General features: G+C 61.5%; 13 protein-coding genes and 1 pseudogene. 9 read left to right on the top strand and 5 right to left on the bottom strand.

All coding sequences use genetic code 11. The features are described 5' to 3' along the window. Window positions 1-50 precede the first annotated feature (50 nt). The 9 genes from AAHK20_RS22410 (at window position 51) to AAHK20_RS22370 (ending at window position 10,261) form a co-directional block, all read left to right on the top strand. A complete protein-coding gene (locus AAHK20_RS22410; protein ID WP_449183696.1) occupies window positions 51-1,202 on the top strand; it encodes a DegT/DnrJ/EryC1/StrS family aminotransferase in 1,152 nt (383 codons plus the stop codon). A gap of 6 nt (window positions 1,203-1,208) precedes the next feature. Continuing rightward, entirely contained in the window at window positions 1,209-2,252 is a 1,044-nt protein-coding gene (locus AAHK20_RS22405) for a glycosyltransferase (protein WP_449183695.1), read from the top strand. Further along, window positions 2,249-3,196, top strand: a complete 948-nt coding sequence (locus tag AAHK20_RS22400) for a formyltransferase (protein WP_449183694.1) — start codon at window positions 2,249-2,251, stop codon at window positions 3,194-3,196. Before AAHK20_RS22405 ends, AAHK20_RS22400 begins: the two co-directional genes overlap by 4 nt. After that, the gene (locus AAHK20_RS22395; protein ID WP_449183693.1) at window positions 3,193-4,263 is read left to right on the top strand and encodes a bifunctional UDP-4-keto-pentose/UDP-xylose synthase; all 1,071 of its coding nucleotides are present in this window, start codon (window positions 3,193-3,195) and stop codon (window positions 4,261-4,263) included. Before AAHK20_RS22400 ends, AAHK20_RS22395 begins: the two co-directional genes overlap by 4 nt. Window positions 4,264-4,273: 10 nt before the next feature. Then, the gene (locus AAHK20_RS22390; RefSeq protein ID WP_449183692.1) at window positions 4,274-5,170 is read left to right on the top strand and encodes a polysaccharide deacetylase family protein; all 897 of its coding nucleotides are present in this window, start codon (window positions 4,274-4,276) and stop codon (window positions 5,168-5,170) included. Window positions 5,171-5,282: 112 nt separating this feature from the next. After that, entirely contained in the window at window positions 5,283-5,744 is a 462-nt protein-coding gene (locus AAHK20_RS22385; RefSeq protein WP_449183691.1) for a peroxiredoxin, read from the top strand. Between the two features lie 345 nt (window positions 5,745-6,089). Then, the gene (locus AAHK20_RS22380) at window positions 6,090-7,916 is read left to right on the top strand and encodes a PhoH family protein (protein ID WP_449183690.1); all 1,827 of its coding nucleotides are present in this window, start codon (window positions 6,090-6,092) and stop codon (window positions 7,914-7,916) included. Window positions 7,917-8,163: 247 nt separating this feature from the next. Beyond that, window positions 8,164-9,351, top strand: coding sequence for a C40 family peptidase (locus tag AAHK20_RS22375; protein WP_449183689.1), 1,188 nt, complete (start codon window positions 8,164-8,166; stop codon window positions 9,349-9,351). 103 nt (window positions 9,352-9,454) lie between these two features. Then, window positions 9,455-10,261, top strand: coding sequence for an SDR family oxidoreductase (locus AAHK20_RS22370; protein WP_449183688.1), 807 nt, complete (start codon window positions 9,455-9,457; stop codon window positions 10,259-10,261). 48 nt (window positions 10,262-10,309) lie between these two features. Here the strand turns inward: AAHK20_RS22370 and AAHK20_RS22365 are convergent, their stop codons facing one another. From AAHK20_RS22365 to AAHK20_RS22345, 5 genes and pseudogenes are all read right to left on the bottom strand, one after another. Then, window positions 10,310-12,268 carry a sigma 54-interacting transcriptional regulator gene (locus AAHK20_RS22365; protein ID WP_449183687.1) on the bottom strand — a complete coding sequence of 653 codons (1,959 nt, stop codon included), beginning with the start codon at window positions 12,266-12,268 and terminating at the stop codon, window positions 10,310-10,312. A gap of 135 nt (window positions 12,269-12,403) precedes the next feature. Continuing rightward, a complete protein-coding gene (locus AAHK20_RS22360; protein WP_449183686.1) occupies window positions 12,404-13,567 on the bottom strand; it encodes a UxaA family hydrolase in 1,164 nt (387 codons plus the stop codon). Window positions 13,568-13,609: 42 nt separating this feature from the next. Beyond that, window positions 13,610-13,900 carry a UxaA family hydrolase gene (locus tag AAHK20_RS22355; protein ID WP_449183685.1) on the bottom strand — a complete coding sequence of 97 codons (291 nt, stop codon included), beginning with the start codon at window positions 13,898-13,900 and terminating at the stop codon, window positions 13,610-13,612. Window positions 13,901-14,302: 402 nt separating this feature from the next. Then, window positions 14,303-15,375: pseudogene (locus AAHK20_RS22350) on the bottom strand (inorganic phosphate transporter). After that, complete coding sequence (locus AAHK20_RS22345) at window positions 15,332-15,958, bottom strand: DUF47 domain-containing protein (RefSeq protein ID WP_449183684.1); 627 nt, start codon at window positions 15,956-15,958, stop codon at window positions 15,332-15,334. Before AAHK20_RS22345 ends, AAHK20_RS22350 begins: the two are co-directional and overlap by 44 nt. Between the last annotated feature and the right edge of the window lie 71 nt (window positions 15,959-16,029).

Here is a 16,029-nt window from a genome sequence, read left to right as displayed (position 1 = left end):
GTCACGAGCGACGCGAACAGCTTGCCAACCCTTACACGAGCCACGCATTCATGAGTCAGGAATCACTCCCCTTTTTGCCGTTCGTGAAGCCCGAGATCGACGAGGAAACGATTCAGGGCGTCGCCGACGTGCTGCGCTCCGGCTGGATCACGACCGGCCCGCAGAACCAGAAGTTCGAAGCGGCGCTGTCCGAGTACTTCGGCGGCCGTCCGGTGCGCGCGTACAACTCCGGCACGGCGACGCTCGAAATCGGTCTGCGGATCGCCGGTGTGGGGCCGGGAGACGAAGTGATCACAACGCCGGCGTCGTGGGTCGCGACGAGCAACGTCATCTATGAAGTGGGCGCGACGCCGGTGTTCGCGGACATTGATCCGGTCACGCGCAATATCGATCTCGATCTCGTCGAAAAAGCGATCACGCCGCGCACCAAGGCCATCATTCCGGTCTATCTCGCAGGGCTGCCCGTCGACATGGACCGGCTCTACGAGATCGCCCGCGCCCACAAGCTGCGCGTGATCGAAGACGCCGCGCAAGCCATCGGCTCGACCTGGAAAGGCAAGCGCATCGGCGCTATCGGCGACATCGTGTCGTTCAGCTTCCACCCGAACAAGAACCTGACGTCGATCGAAGGCGGCGCGCTCGTTCTGAACAACGAGGAAGAAGCGACGCTCGCGACCAAGTACCGTCTGCAGGGCATCACGCGCACCGGCTTCGACGGCATGGACTGCGACGTGCTCGGCGGCAAGTACAACCTGACGGACGTCGCCGCGCGCGTCGGCCTCGGCCAGATCGCGCAGATCGAGCGCTTCAACGCGCAGCGCCGTCAGCTCGTGCGCGCGTATTTCGAGCGCCTCCAAGGCGGCGCGGCGGTGAAGCTCGGCATCGGCCTGCCGGTCGCCGACTTCGAGAACTCCAACTGGCATATGTTCCAGATCACGCTGCCGCTCGAGCGCTTGAAGCTCGACCGCGCGGGATTCATGGAGCAGTTGAAGCTGCGAGGCATCGGCTCGGGCGTGCACTACCCGGCGATCCACCTCTTCACGCTGTATCGCGCACGCGGCTTCAAGCCAGGCATGTTCCCGCACGCCGAGCGCTTCGGGGCGACGACGGTCACGCTGCCGCTCTTCACGCAGATGACCGAAGGCGACGTGGCACGCGTGTGCGCCGCAGTCAATGAAATTTGCGAACAATACGGAAAATAAGCGGAAATGAGTCAAACGGAACAGCGCATCGCGCCGCCGGAAGTCTCCGTCGTCATCCCCGTGTACAACGAGGAGGCGGGGCTCGCCGCGCTCTTCTCGCGCCTTTATCCGGCGCTCGACGCACTGGGGACGACTTACGAAGTCATCTTCATCAACGACGGCAGCCGCGATAAATCCGCGGCGATGCTCGCCGAGCAGTTCCGCGCGCGCCCCGATACGACGCGCGTGATCCTGCTGAACGGCAACTACGGCCAGCACATGGCGATCCTGGCGGGCTTCGAGCAGTCGCGCGGCGACATCGTCCTCACGCTCGATGCGGACCTGCAGAACCCGCCCGAGGAGATCGGCAAGCTCGTCGCGAAGATGCATGAAGGCTACGACTACGTCGGCTCGATTCGCCTGCAGCGGCAGGACAGCCTGTGGCGCCGCAAGGCATCGCGCGCGATGAACCGTCTGCGCGAGCGCATCACGCGCATCAAGATGACCGACCAGGGCTGCATGCTGCGCGCGTACAGCCGCCACATCATCGATACGATCAACCGCTGCGGCGAGATCAACACATTCATCCCGGCGCTCGCTTACACGTTCGCGCAGAACCCGATCGAAGTCGAGGTCGCCCACGAGGAGCGTTTCGCCGGCGAATCGAAGTACTCGCTCTACAGCTTGATCCGTCTGAATTTCGACCTCGTGACCGGCTTCTCGGTCGTGCCGCTGCAGTGGCTGTCGTTCATCGGCGTGATCCTGTCGTTGGGCTCGGCGGGCCTGTTCCTGCTGCTGTTGATTCGCCGCTTCGTGATCGGCGCGGAAGTGCAAGGCGTGTTCACGCTCTTCGCGATCACGTTCTTCATGCTCGGCGTGATCATCTTCGCGCTCGGCCTGCTCGGCGAGTACATCGGCCGCATTTATCAGCAAGTGCGCGCACGGCCCCGCTATCTCGTGCAGACGATTCTCGAACAGCGCAACGGCGAGCCCGTCGTAAGCGCGCCCGTGCAGCAGCCGGTGCAAGCCGTGCAGCCCGCCAACATCGCCGATCAGGGCATCAACCGATGAAACCACGCGCCGTCGTCTTCGCTTATCACAACGTCGGCGTGCGCTGCCTGCAGGTGCTGCTCGCGCGCGGCGTCGATGTCGCACTCGTCGTCACGCACGAGGACAGCGCCACCGAAAACATCTGGTTCGGCAGCGTGGCCGCGGTAGCAGCCGAGCACGGCATCCCGACTATCACGCCCGCCGACCCGAAGAGCGCCGAGCTGCGCGATGCCGTGAGCCGCGCGAAGCCCGACTTCATCTTCTCGTTCTACTACCGGCACATGCTGCCGGTCGACCTGCTCGCGATCGCCGCGCGTGGCGCGTACAACATGCACGGCTCGCTGTTGCCGAAGTACCGCGGCCGCGCGCCGACCAACTGGGCAGTGCTCAACGGCGAAACCGAGACCGGCGCGACGCTCCACGAGATGGCCGCGAAGCCCGACGCCGGCGCGATCATCGCGCAGACGCCGGTGCCGATCCTGCCCGACGACACGGCCGCGCAAGTGTTCGACAAAGTCACCGTCGCCGCCGAACAAACGCTTTGGCGCGTGCTGCCCGCGCTCGTCAAGGGCGAAGCGCCGCATCTGCCGAACGACCTCGCGCACGGCAGCTACTTCGGTGGACGCAAGCCCGAAGACGGCCGCATCGACTGGTCGCAGTCGGCACAGCAGGTCTACAACCTGATTCGCGCGGTCGCGCCGCCCTATCCCGGCGCGTTCACCGACATCGCAGGCGAGCGCTTCATCGTCGCGCGGGCGCGCCTGGCCGGGCCTGGCACGCCGCACTCGGTAAGCCTGGCGGATTTGCCGCAGGGACTCCACGTAAGCGATAATGCGTTTCTTGGCGTCTGCGGCGACGGTCGAGCCGTCGCCATTTCCGAACTGCGGCACCAACGCGACGACGACCAACCCGTCGTCACTCCTTCGCAGTTCGTCCAGCTCATTCACTCTTCCCGTCATTCATGAAAACCGTAGGCTCCGGCAAAAAAGTCCTGATTCTGGGCGTCAATGGCTTCATCGGCCACCACCTGTCCAAGCGCATTCTCGAGACCACCGACTGGGAAGTCTTCGGCATGGACATGCAGACCGACCGTCTGGGCGATCTCGCGAATCATGAACGGATGCACTTCTTCGAAGGCGACATCACGATCAATAAAGAGTGGGTCGAGTACCACGTCAAGAAGTGCGACGTGATCCTGCCGCTCGTCGCGATCGCCACGCCCGCCACCTACGTGCAGCAGCCGCTGCGCGTGTTCGAACTCGACTTCGAGGCGAACCTGCCGATCGTGCGCTCGGCCGTGAAATACAAGAAGCACCTCGTGTTCCCGTCGACCTCCGAGGTCTACGGCATGTGCGCCGACGAGCAATTCGATCCGGAAGCCTCGCAGCTCACCTACGGCCCGATCAACAAGCCGCGCTGGATCTACGCATGCTCGAAGCAGCTGATGGACCGCGTGATTTGGGGCTACGGCATGCAGGAAGGCCTGAACTTCACGCTGTTCCGCCCGTTCAACTGGATCGGCCCGGGCCTCGACTCGATCTATACGCCGAAGGAAGGCAGCTCGCGCGTGGTCACGCAGTTCCTCGGCCACATCGTGCGCGGCGAGAACATCAGCCTCGTCGACGGCGGTTCGCAAAAGCGCGCGTTCACCGATATCGACGACGGCATCAGCGCGCTGATGAAGATCATCGAAAATTCGAACGGCGTCGCGTCGGGCAAGATCTACAACATCGGCAACCCGAAGAACAACTTCTCGGTGCGTGAACTCGCGCACAAGATGCTGGCCCTCGCAGCGGAATTCCCCGAGTACGCGGATTCGGCGAAGCAAGTGAAGCTCGTCGAAACGTCGTCGGGCGCCTACTACGGCAACGGCTATCAGGACGTGCAGAACCGCGTGCCGAAGATCGACAACACGATGCAGGAATTGAACTGGGCGCCGCTGGCCACGTTCGACGACGCGCTGCGCAAGATCTTCGAAGCGTATCGAGGCCACGTCGCCGAGGCCCGCGCGCTGGTCGAGCAACAAGGATAAGGACCGCTCCTTGGCCCGCATCGTCCTGAAGATCGACGTCGACACGCTGCGCGGCACGCGCGAAGGCGTGCCGAATCTCGCGCGCTTGCTCGATCGCTTCAAGGCGCGCGCCACCTACCTCTTCAGCCTCGGGCCCGACCACACCGGTTGGGCGATGCGGCGCGTGCTGCGTCCGGGGTTTCTGAAGAAGGTGTCGCGCACGTCGGTGGTCGAGCACTACGGCGTCAAGCAATTGATGTACGGCGTGCTGCTGCCCGGACCCGATATCGGCGTCAAGGCCGCCACTGAAATGCGCGCGATCCACGAGGCCGGCTTCGAGTGCGGCATCCACACGTGGGACCACGTCTATTGGCAGGACAACGTGCGCTCGCGTTCGTCCGACTGGACCGCGCAGCAAATGCAGCAGAGCTACGCGCGCTTCATCGACATCTTCGGCGCGCCGCCCGTCACGCACGGCGCGGCCGGCTGGCAGATGAACGGCCACGCGTTCAAGCAGATCGACGCCTGGGGCATGCGCTACGCGTCCGATGGGCGCGGCCACACGCCGTACTTCCCGGTCGTCGACGGCAAGACACTGACGCACGTGCAAATGCCCACTACGCTGCCGACGCTCGATGAAGTGCTGGGCATCGACGGCGTCGACGAGACCAACGTCGCCGCGCGCATCCTGCGGCAGACCGAAAACAACCCGCACGATCAAGTCTTCACGCTGCACGCGGAACTCGAAGGCCAAAAGCTCGCGCCGGTGTTCGAGCAACTGCTGGCAGGCTGGCGCGCACAAGGTCACACATTTGCGACGATGGGCGACTATCATGCTGCGCTGGACCGCGACACCCTGCCATCGTACCCTGTCGTATGGGGCGAGATTGCGGGCCGCTCCGGCGAACTGATCGTCCAACCCGATTAACCCAGTCTGGCCAAGCCCGTACCGCAAGCCTGGGTCGCGTCCTCCGCATCAAGCTCTCGCAGGCCGCCTATCGATCGATCGGCAGCCCTCGCCATAACAACAGGAGAACCACGTGTCCATCGCAGTCGACCAACCCGTCCCCGATTTCACCGCCGCTGCAACCGGCGGCGACTTCTCGCTGTCAGGTTTGCGGGGCAAAAAGGTGGTGCTGTATTTCTATCCGAAGGACAACACGCCCGGCTGCACGACCGAGGGCCTGCAATTCCGCGACCTCTATTCGAAATTCAAGAAGGCGGGCGCCGAGATTGTCGGCGTGTCGCGCGACAGCATTCGCTCGCATGACAACTTCAAGGCAAAGCTGGAACTGCCGTTCCCGCTGATCTCGGATGCCGACGAAACGCTTTGCGCGCTCTTCGACGTCATCAAAATGAAGAAAATGTATGGCAAAGAAGTACGTGGAATTGAACGCTCCACGTTCTTGATCGACGCTGACGGCGTCTTGCGGCGCGAGTGGCGCGGCGTCAAGGTGCCGGGCCATGTCGATGCGGCGTTGGAGGCTGTACAAGCGCTTTGAGGCGCGTTATATTGGGTTTCAATGAGTGCCTGTCCACCCCATTTTTTTCGCTGCCGCGCCGGCCTAGGGGCCGTTGATCTCGTAGTCGCCAGGCGCCGCGCGATACTTGAAGTCGAGCCGCTTACTCCGGTCACGGGGCAGCGGCTTTTTTATTTTTATTCGGACCGAGCCGGCCCGGCAAGCCGGCGCGTTTTTACTGTCAAGGAGTCGATCGAAAACTAGGCGAACCGGTGTTTCGAAATTGAAAGCGCGCTGCTTGTCATAACCGCTTGCGTCTCACGACGGGGAATGAGCGGATCGATCACGCAGCGCACGATATGCGACCCGATTTTTTCGAGGGAACTCATGCCTTTGCCTACCCCACCCAGCAAGCTCGGCAACCTGTTGTCACCGGATGAATTCAAAGCCAAAGCACGGCCTGCGAAACAAGCGAAAAAACAGGACACTGTTGGGGAGCAAGCAGAAACGGCCGACTATAGCTCGATGAGCGGCCCGGCAAGCGTCGCCGAACCGATGACGCGCGCAGCCAACACCGCCACGAGCCTGCGTCCCGTCAAGACTGCCGCCCTGATTACGGAAGCCGAAGAAGCCGCGCCGGTCGTGCGCGGCCGAAAATCGAAGCAGACAGCAGCGCTGCTGCAGCCCGTGCCGGCATCGCAGCCGGCTCACGCGCCCGTCGCGCGCCTGGATAAAGACAAACCGGCGGATGCGCCCGCCGCCGCTGCGCCGAAGTCCCGAGGCACGGAAAAAGCCCGCACTCGCAAAACCGGCGAGACCGAGATCCGCAAGCTGTTCGTGCTCGATACGAACGTGCTGATGCACGACCCAACTTGCCTCTTCCACTTCGAGGAACACGACGTCTATCTGCCGATGATGACGCTCGAAGAACTCGACAATCACAAGAAGGGGATGTCCGAAGTCGCGCGCAACGCGCGTCAAGTCAGCCGCACGCTCGACTCGCTCGTCGCCAACGCCGGCGACATGGCCGAGGGCCTGCCGCTCGCGCGTCTGGGCAGCCGCGAAGCGCTCGGGCGCCTGTACTTCCAGACCAAACTGACGGACATCGAGCCGGTCGAGGGCCTACCGCAAGGCAAGGCCGACAACCAGATTCTCGGTGTCGTGCGCGCGCTGCAACGCGATCGCGCCGATCGCCAGGTCGTGCTGGTGTCGAAAGACATCAACATGCGGATCAAGGCCCACGCACTCGGTCTGCCCGCCGAAGACTACTTCAACGACCAGGTTCTCGAAGACAAGGACCTGCTCTTCTCCGGCGTGCGCGCGCTGCCCCAGGACTTCTGGACCAAGCACGCGAAGGGCATGGAGAGCTGGCAGGACACGAAGACGGGCACGACGTACTACCGCGTGACCGGTCCGCTGTGCTCCTCGCTGCTCGTCAACGAGTTCGTGTATCTCGAGCCGCAGAACGGCGAGCCCGCGTTCCACGCGCTCGTGCGCGAGCTGAACGGCAAGACGGCGCTGCTGCAGACGCTGCGCGATTACGGCCACCACAAGAACAACGTGTGGGGCATCACGGCGCGCAACCGCGAGCAGAACTTCGCGTTGAACCTCTTGATGAACCCGGAGATCGACTTCGTCACCCTGCTCGGCCAGGCCGGCACCGGCAAGACGCTCGTCGCGCTCGCGGCGGGTCTCGCGCAAGTGCTCGACGACAAGCGCTACAACGAGATCATCGTGACGCGCGCGACGGTCCCGGTCGGCGAGGACATCGGCTTCTTGCCGGGCACCGAGGAAGAGAAGATGCAGCCGTGGATGGGCGCATTCGACGACAACCTCGAAGTGCTCCAGAAAACCGATGACGCGGCCGGAGAATGGGGCCGCGCGGCCACCCAGGAACTGATCCGTTCGCGCTTGAAGGTGAAGAGCATGAGCTTCATGCGCGGCCGGACCTTCGTCGACAAGTACTTGATCATCGACGAGGCCCAGAACCTGACGCCGAAGCAAATGAAGACGCTGATCACGCGCGCGGGTCCGGGCACGAAGATCATCTGTCTCGGCAACATCGCGCAGATCGATACGCCTTACCTGACGGAAGGCAGCTCGGGGCTCACGTATGTCGTCGACCGCTTCAAGGGCTGGGCGCATAGCGGTCATGTGACGCTCGCGCGCGGCGAACGTTCGCGGTTGGCCGATTACGCGTCCGACATCCTCTAAAGCGCGTTTTTCGTGGTTCAAAAGCCGCATCTGGGAAACCGGATGCGGCTTTTTTTCATCATTTCGATGCTTAATAAGTACACGATGTGCATGATTTCATGCGTGCTCGCACAGCAACACTTAGCGGCGAAAGCTCAAGTAAGTTCTGAAGAATCCTTGCCGGAGGTCCGTCTGCGGGCTACCATCGGCCCATCGTCCGTTAGCCATACGATAGGCGAGCGTTGCTCGCGCCCTATCGCTCCTGTCCATGCGCCGACTTTGGTTCCCGCTGCTGATCGTGCTGTTGCTTGCCGCGTGTTCGAGCGCGCCGCAAAAGGAGACGCGCAGCTCGGGTTCCGCCGGTAGCGCGGGCGGTGCATACCGGACCGAACCGCCGCCCGGATTCCCGAACTTCGTCGATCACAGCACCGGCCGCGAAGAGATCTCCATTCAGGCGATGAGCCTCGTCGGCGTGCCGTATCGCTGGGGCGGCAATACGCCCGACGCCGGCTTCGATTGCAGCGGGCTCGTCCGCTATGTCGTCCTGCGAGCCGCTTCGGTCAATTTGCCGCGTACGACCGCCGACATGAGCAGCCGCGGCGAATCGATCGAGCCCGACGAAATCGCGCCCGGCGACCTGATCTTCTTCAATACGACCGGCCGGCCGCATTCGCATGTGGGCATCTATGTCGGCAAGCTGCGCTTCGTCAACGCGCCGTCGACGGGCGGCACCGTGCGGCTCGACTATCTGACGAACCCTTATTGGGCGAAGCGCTTCGACGGCATTCGGCGCGTGGCCGCGCCGCTCGACAAACCGGCGCCATTCGATGCGCCGACGTATCTCGCCGCGCCGCGCGAAGCGCCGGCGCCGAGTTCGCCAGTGCCCGCGACCGCCGCAGCCGCGTACGCGACGGCGGGCAGCGCCTCCGCAGCACCGTTGGCTGCGCCGGCGGATTCGAATCCGGCTGCGGCGTCGCCGAACCGCAATCTGGCGGCCGTGGCCGTCGCGCCGGCCGCCGCCCAGCCCGGCCCGGCGGCCGATGCATTCGAGCCGCCTCCGCCCGGCATGAACGCGGCGCAAGTCCAGGCGCGTGCGGCGGGCGCGGTCGCGCCATCGGTCGCGGTCGAGACGCAGCGGCCAGCTGGCAATGCACAGGCAGCCGCGCGCGCTCCTGGCGCAACGGGCGCGACGGCCCCATCGCTCGCCACTGTAGCGCCCGCGCCGAACGCCCCCGATGCAATCGACGCCGCCGCCGACGCCTTCGAGCCACCGCCGCCCACCGCGGCCGTCGCCGCGCGTCAGGCCCAACAGGCGCAGCAAGCCGCGGCACAGCCCTCGCCTGCCGCCCCGAGCCGCGTGCAGATCATGCGTGCGTCCACAGCATCGCCGAGCATGCCCGCCCCGACCTCGACCTCCGACGACCCGATCGCCCGCTTCGCCAACGGCGGCGATTAACCGCCGCACGCACTCCCGTTCCGCGCCGCCAATCGACAGCGCCGCCCACCTCGTTCTGCTATCGTTCCCTACTCGGCAACGCATTCACAGGCGAGGAACGACGATGGATCTCGGACTCGAAGGCAAGGTGGTGTTGATCACGGGCGGCAGCAAGGGCATCGGACTGGCTTGCGCGCGGGCGTTCGCTGCGGAAGGCGCCAAAGTCGCGATCGTCTCGCGCGATCCGGCCAATCTTGCGCGAGCGCGCGAGGTGCTTGCCGCGGACGGCCATCACATCCATCTCGCCCGCGCCGACTTACACGAAGCGCACAGCGCCGAGGACGTGGTCGAAGAAGCCACAACGGCCGTCGGCCCAATCGATATTCTCGTCAACAGCGCAGGCGCCGCAAAACGCTACGACCCGGCGACGCTCGACGCCGCTGCATTCAAGGCGGCCATGGACGCCAAATATTTTCCGTACATTCACACGCAGCAGGCGGTGCTGCGCCGCATGTCCGAGCGCCTGAAATCAGGCGGCGTCTCCGAACCGGGCGCAATCGTGAACATCATCGGGATGGGCGGCAAGATCGCGAGCGACATCCATATCGCGGGCGGCGCGGCCAATGCGGCGCTGATGCTCGCGAGCGTCGGACTCGCCCATTACTACGCGCGCTTCGGTATTCGGATCAACGCGATCAACCCCGCTTCGACGCTGACCGAGCGAGTCCAGGAAGCTTTACAACTGGAGGCATCGAGGCAAGGCATCAGCACCGAAGAAGCGCTTGCGCGCGGCGAAGCGCAGGTGCCACTCGGGCGATACGCCAAGCCGGAGGAAATCGCGGACGTCGCGCTCTTTCTCGCGAGCCGCCGGGCAAGCTACGTGACGGGCGCGATCGTACCGATGGATGGCGGCGCGTCGGCTCTGATCTGACGGTCGGGCCGACGTTGCACCACCATCGGCGCCGGCAAAACGCGCGTCCTAATCGTCAAGCCAGCGGTTGAGCGAATTGCGATCGACGTTGAGTTGACGCGCGGCGCTGCTCTTATTGTTCTTTTGCTTGACGACCACAGCTTTGACAATCCGGTTGCGGATTTCCTTAAAGGAACCGTCCAAAAGCTGGCACGAGGCGCAGTCTTCAACCGTGCATGGATGTTCTTCGTGGTCGCCAGGCTCGTCTCCGGCATCCACCGTCTCGCGCATTGTCAGATCCTCGATGAATAGCGCGGCATCCTGCAGCGTGATCGTCCCTTCTTTAAAAGAAAGTGCGAGGCGCTCCATAATATTGTTGAGTTGCCTGACGTTACCCGGCCAGTTGTATCGATTCAGAAAATCCCACAATTCCTCGCTGAATTCCAGGGGCGGCATATGATATTGCCGCCTTAATTCAGCGAGCCGAACCGCGCCAATTGTCCGCACGTCTTCCGACCGATCCCGCAGAGGCAACATCGTCACTTTGAGCACATTGAGGCGGTAATACAAATCCTCGCGAAAATCGCCGCTTTCGATCAGCGTGGGGATATCTTTATTGGTTGCCGCGACCACACGAATATCGATCGGCACGATATGGTCAGAGCCCAATCGCATGAGCTGGCGCTCCTGCAATACGCGTAGCAATTTCGTTTGCAGGTATTTGTCCAGTTCGCTGATTTCATCGAGAAACAAGGTGCCGTTGTGCGCGAGCTCGAACAAGCCCGCTTTGCCTTTTCGCGAGGCGCCGGAAAAAGCGCCGTCGACATAACCGAATAATTCGCTTTCGAGTATCGGAGCGGGAATGGCTCCGCAGTTGACCGCCACGAACGGCCCATCGCGCCGCGGACTGGCGTTGTGGATGCTCTGCGCCACGATTTCCTTGCCTGTGCCGTTTTCGCCCAAAACGAGGATAGTCGCCTGAGTAGCCGCATAGGTTTGCGCGAGCAGCAGGCGCGTTTTCATTTCGGCGTCGCGCGTAACGAAATCATCGAACGTATATTTCGCGTAGAGGCCTTTTCGTTCCGCCTCTTTCAGACGAATTTTCTGCTCGGTGCCTTTCAGGCTGGAAGCGGTCTGAAATGTCACCACCACTCGGTTTAAATCGTCGTCTTCCACAATCGGATATTGATTGACCACGAGCTCTCCCGACGCACTCGCGAGCAATTCATTTTCCACTGCCTCACCGGATTTCAAGCGCTCCCAATCAATCTCCAGATTGGGGAAAAATTTAGTCAAAGCCGCATTTTTCCTCATGTTGTATGCACGCTGCGATTGCTCGTTGCAATACAAAATGTCACCCTGTGGATTGATGGTGACGACAGTCTTATCCACGCTATTCAAAATCAAATTGAGCTGCCGTTGCTCGATGCGTTCGCGCAGCAGCAAATCGCATAGTTGAACCGCCTCATCCAACGCGCGCTCGATGGAGTCGATTCCGGTATTGAACGGCAGGAACTGATAAACACTCTCTCCGAAATAAACGGGGAAAATCGTGTCGCTGATCACCACGTCCAAGGAATTGGAGTAAACATAGTGGCGAAAATCCGCCTTGGCACTATTGATCGCTCGAACATCGAGTTCCGTGATCGTAAATTCTTTCACGTCGATGCCAAGCATATCGGCGATTTTCTTGCAGCCGTCGACAACGCTCTTGAACCCCACGACACCAATCGTCTTGTTGGAGCGCAAAAAAGGGCTCAACGTATCGATGATGTCGTAGCCAGAAGTGGGGATATCGACTACGGGCGTCGCGATGCTCTTTTTGAGCGCCCAAGTCATGCCGCCACGACTGACAATCACATCGGGCTTTTTTTTCTCTAGTACGGGAATCACATCGGCGATATCTCGCAACGATGTGTTCAATACGGAAATACTGACCTTGTCTTGGTAGCGGGAAATGAGCCGTTCCACTTTTTCGGAAAGCTCGATAGACGGAGAGACGATACAAATTTCCGGTTGTTTCCGCATGACCTTCACCCGCATAGAACAAATACGACTCAAAAATGAAGCGTGCCGTAAAGCACGCTTCATTCACGATGCCAACTAATTCATTTTATCGATTTCTATTAGAGCATTCCAATCAAACAAACCCGTCTGGTCTATTTAGAAAGATGGCGCGATTTTGTAGATCGAAAATTCCTGGTGATTCAGGTCTTCGGCCTTGGTGGTTTTGCCATTGGCGACCGCAACGATTTCGTCATAGATCGCTTGGCCCATATCGTTGATCGAAGCCTCACCACGCATGACGGCAGACGCATCGATATCGATGTTGTCCTTCATGCGATTGAACGTTTCGTCGTTGGCCGTGATCTTGATAACCGGCGCAATCGGGTTACCCGTCGGCGTGCCGCGTCCGGTCGTGAAGATAACGACTTGAGCACCGCCGGCCACCATGCCGGAGATCGACTCGATATCCTGTCCCGGCGTGTCCATCACCCACAGGCCGTTGGAGGTCGGCAGTTCCGCGTAGTCGAGAACGCCGGTCAGCGGCGCGTGGCCCGCCTTGTGCATGCAGCCGAGGGACTTTTCTTCGATGGTCGTGAGACCGCCTTGAATATTGCCCGGCGTCGGCTGACCACCGCGAATATCGGCGCCCAACGACTTTGCACGCTCTTCGCACCCCACCACGAGCTTGATCAGCTTCTCGCCGACTTCCGGAGTGATCGCGCGTTTCGCGACGACATGCTCGGCCCCGATGAACTCCGTCGTTTCCGACAGGATCGACGTGCCGCCATTGGCGATCAACGTATCCGACGCCACGCCGCATGCGGGGTTGGACGCGAGACCGGAACTCGTATCCGAGCCGCCGCATTCCATCGCGAGAATCAGCTCGCCGACGGGCAGCGCTTCGAACTCCATCGTCGACAGGTCTTGCGCATATTGGCGCGCAATCGAGATCCCGCGCGCCTGGCATTGAAGCGTGCCACCTTCGCCTTGAATGGTGATGCACGAAACGGGTTTGCCGCTCTTGGCAATTTCCGCCGCGATGTGTGTCGGCTCAGCGCCTTCGCAACCGAGACCAACGACGAGAACCGCGCCGACATTGCCGTTTCTGGCCACGTTGATCAGCGTTCTTTCGGTTTGCTTGGCGTCAGTGGCGATCTGACAGCAGCCAAAAGTGTTATTCACCCACGTCGCGCCTTTTACTTGATTGGCGATGTCTTGCGCGACCTTATTCGAGCAAATGCTGGTGGGGAGAATCAAAACGTAATTGCGAATACCCACTGCGCCATCCGGGCGGCGATAACCTTTAATTGTGGTTTTCATTTTCTGTTCCTCAAGTATCGATATTGGGAGATTAAGCAGGCGTTACTTCCAGTCGCCGCGGCCACGCTCGCTTTCGACGTTATGCACATGCACGTAGTCGCCTACCTTGATCTCCTGAGTCGCACGTCCGATCGATTCGCCGTATTTGTAAACCTCGCCCATCGCGGCCACGCCCTTGATGGCGAACTTGTGGCCGTGCGGGATCGCGTCGCGCAGCACGACCTCCAACGTCTCGTCGCCGATAAACATCGCTGCCTTGTCGCCCGCCTTCAATGACTGCAGCGCCGTAGCGACACAATCGATGGGATCAATTACCACTGCGTTCTTTTTCATGCCGATCACCTTCTTTGTTGAGTTCTCACACCCAATAACGCAGACATCATGCCAGCACTGGAATACGTGATTTTCATAGGCAAATCAACTGGCTAATTTATGAGATGCAGATAAATGCATCAGTGATTGCTGATGAATTCAGCATTTCACACGGCGCAGACAGGGCGAAGTAAGGTGTGTTTGGCCGCGACAGGGACGATTGAGGTCCGGCGAAAAATCGATGAGCGCTATTCAGTCTCAGCTCGGTGGCATGACGGCCGCGCGCAGCCAAGCGGATTGCGCGCTGAGGACAGAGTCTGGAGGGAGTAGATGAAAGACGCAGCGCCCAATGGGGCGCCGCCGAGACATCCCGCATCGACGACAAGCCAGCGGGCGCCGGCTGTCGCGAAGCGGTGAATCGAACTACATGAACCGGTGCCCGAACCACCAGCCGATGGCGGCAAGCAGCGCGGATGCCGGGATCGTCAAGACCCAGGCCCAGACGATATTGCCGGCCACGCCCCAACGCACCGCGGAGAGCTTCTGCGTCGCGCCGACCCCGACGATCGCCCCGGTGATCGTATGCGTCGTCGACACCGGAATGCCCAACGCGGACGCGACGAACAGCGTGATCGCGCCGCCCGTCTCCGCGCAGAAGCCGCCGACCGGCTTCAGCTTCGTGATCTTCTGCCCCATCGTGCGGACGATGCGCCAGCCGCCGAACAGCGTGCCGAGCCCCATCGACAGATAGCACGCGCCGATTACCCAGATCGGCGGCGCTTCGGCGGTTGCCGACGCGTAGCCGGTCGCGATCAAGAGCATCCAGATGATGCCGATGGTCTTCTGGGCGTCGTTGCCGCCGTGCCCGAGGCTATAGAGCCCGGCCGACACGAGCTGCAAGCGCCTGAAGCGCCCGTCGACCTTGCTCGGCGGCGTGCGGAAGTACATCCACGACACGGCCAGCATGAAGAATGAGCCGAGCACGAAACCGAGCAGCGGCGAAATGAAGATGAACGCGACGGTCTTCAGAAGGCCGTCCCAGTTGAGCGCGCCCCAGCCCGACTTCGCGAGCGCCGCGCCGACCAGCCCGCCGATCAGCGCGTGCGACGAACTCGACGGAATCCCGTAACGCCAGGTCACGATGTTCCATCCGATCGCGCCGACGAGCGCGCCGAATATGACGTAGTGGTCGACGATATCCGGGTCGATCGTGCCTTTACCGACCGTCTGTGCGACTTTCAGGTGGAAGATGAAATAGGCAATGACGTTGAACGCGGCGGCAAAGGCCACCGCCTGCTGCGGCTTCAACACTCCGGTCGACACGACCGTGGCGATCGAGTTCGCCGCGTCGTGAAAACCGTTCATGAAGTCGAACACGAGTGCGACCACGACCAGCGTCGCAAGCGCCCAAAGGGCGAGTTGGATCGTTTGCATCGGTGACGGTCCGCTCGCTTACGCGTTTTCCAGCACGATGCCTTCGATGATGTTCGCGACATCCTCGCACTTGTCGGTGATCGTTTCGAGCAGCTCGTAGATCGCCTTCAGCTTGATGAGCGTCTTCACATCGTCTTCTTCGCGGAAAAGCTTCGAGATGGCCGAGCGCAGCACACGGTCGGCGTCGGATTCCAGGCGGTCGATCTCCTCGCACGCCTTCAGGATTTGCGCGGCCTGACTCATATCCGACAACAGGCTCACCGCCTGCTGCACGTGCTTGACCGTCGCCGTGCACAAATGAGCGAGTTCGCGCGCCTCCGACGTGACACTCTGCACGTCATACAGTGAAATCGAAGTGGCGACGTCCTCCATCAAATCGAGGATGTCGTCCATCGTGGTGATCAGCTTGTGGATTTCGTCGCGGTCGAACGGCGTGATGAAGGTCTTGTGCAGCAGGTCGATCGCTTCGTGCGTAACCTTGTCGGCCGCCTTTTCGCTTACCTGGACGTTCTGCTTGTGAATCTCGGCGTCTTCGAGATTGTCGATCAGGAGCTCGAGCTCCTGGCTGGCGGTCACGATGTAGTTCGCGTGCGCATTGAAGATTTCAAAGAACTTGCCCTCGGTGGGCATGAATCGGCCGAACATTGGAATCCCAGAAAGTGGTCGCGGTGTGACTGACATAAAACCGCAACATTGTAACGGTTCCGGATTCCCTG

Source organism: Trinickia camelliae, assembly GCF_053525655.1.
Note: the sequence above shows the minus strand (reverse complement) of the source record. Positions and strands in the feature narration are given on the sequence as shown.

Excerpts from the sequence above, each read along its gene's own strand:
- AAHK20_RS22345 (WP_449183684.1), bottom strand. The coding sequence starts at position 15,958 with ATGTTCGGCCGATTCATGCCCACCGAGGGCAAGTTCTTTGAAATCTTC.
- AAHK20_RS22395 (WP_449183693.1), top strand. The coding sequence starts at position 3,193 with ATGAAAACCGTAGGCTCCGGCAAAAAAGTCCTGATTCTGGGCGTCAAT.
- AAHK20_RS22410 (WP_449183696.1), top strand. The coding sequence starts at position 51 with ATGAGTCAGGAATCACTCCCCTTTTTGCCGTTCGTGAAGCCCGAGATC.
- AAHK20_RS22400 (WP_449183694.1), top strand. The coding sequence starts at position 2,249 with ATGAAACCACGCGCCGTCGTCTTCGCTTATCACAACGTCGGCGTGCGC.
- AAHK20_RS22355 (WP_449183685.1), bottom strand. The coding sequence starts at position 13,900 with ATGAAAAAGAACGCAGTGGTAATTGATCCCATCGATTGTGTCGCTACG.
- AAHK20_RS22375 (WP_449183689.1), top strand. The coding sequence starts at position 8,164 with ATGCGCCGACTTTGGTTCCCGCTGCTGATCGTGCTGTTGCTTGCCGCG.
- AAHK20_RS22405 (WP_449183695.1), top strand. The coding sequence starts at position 1,209 with ATGAGTCAAACGGAACAGCGCATCGCGCCGCCGGAAGTCTCCGTCGTC.
- AAHK20_RS22365 (WP_449183687.1), bottom strand. The coding sequence starts at position 12,268 with ATGCGGAAACAACCGGAAATTTGTATCGTCTCTCCGTCTATCGAGCTT.
- AAHK20_RS22380 (WP_449183690.1), top strand. The coding sequence starts at position 6,090 with ATGCCTTTGCCTACCCCACCCAGCAAGCTCGGCAACCTGTTGTCACCG.
- AAHK20_RS22370 (WP_449183688.1), top strand. The coding sequence starts at position 9,455 with ATGGATCTCGGACTCGAAGGCAAGGTGGTGTTGATCACGGGCGGCAGC.
- AAHK20_RS22360 (WP_449183686.1), bottom strand. The coding sequence starts at position 13,567 with ATGAAAACCACAATTAAAGGTTATCGCCGCCCGGATGGCGCAGTGGGT.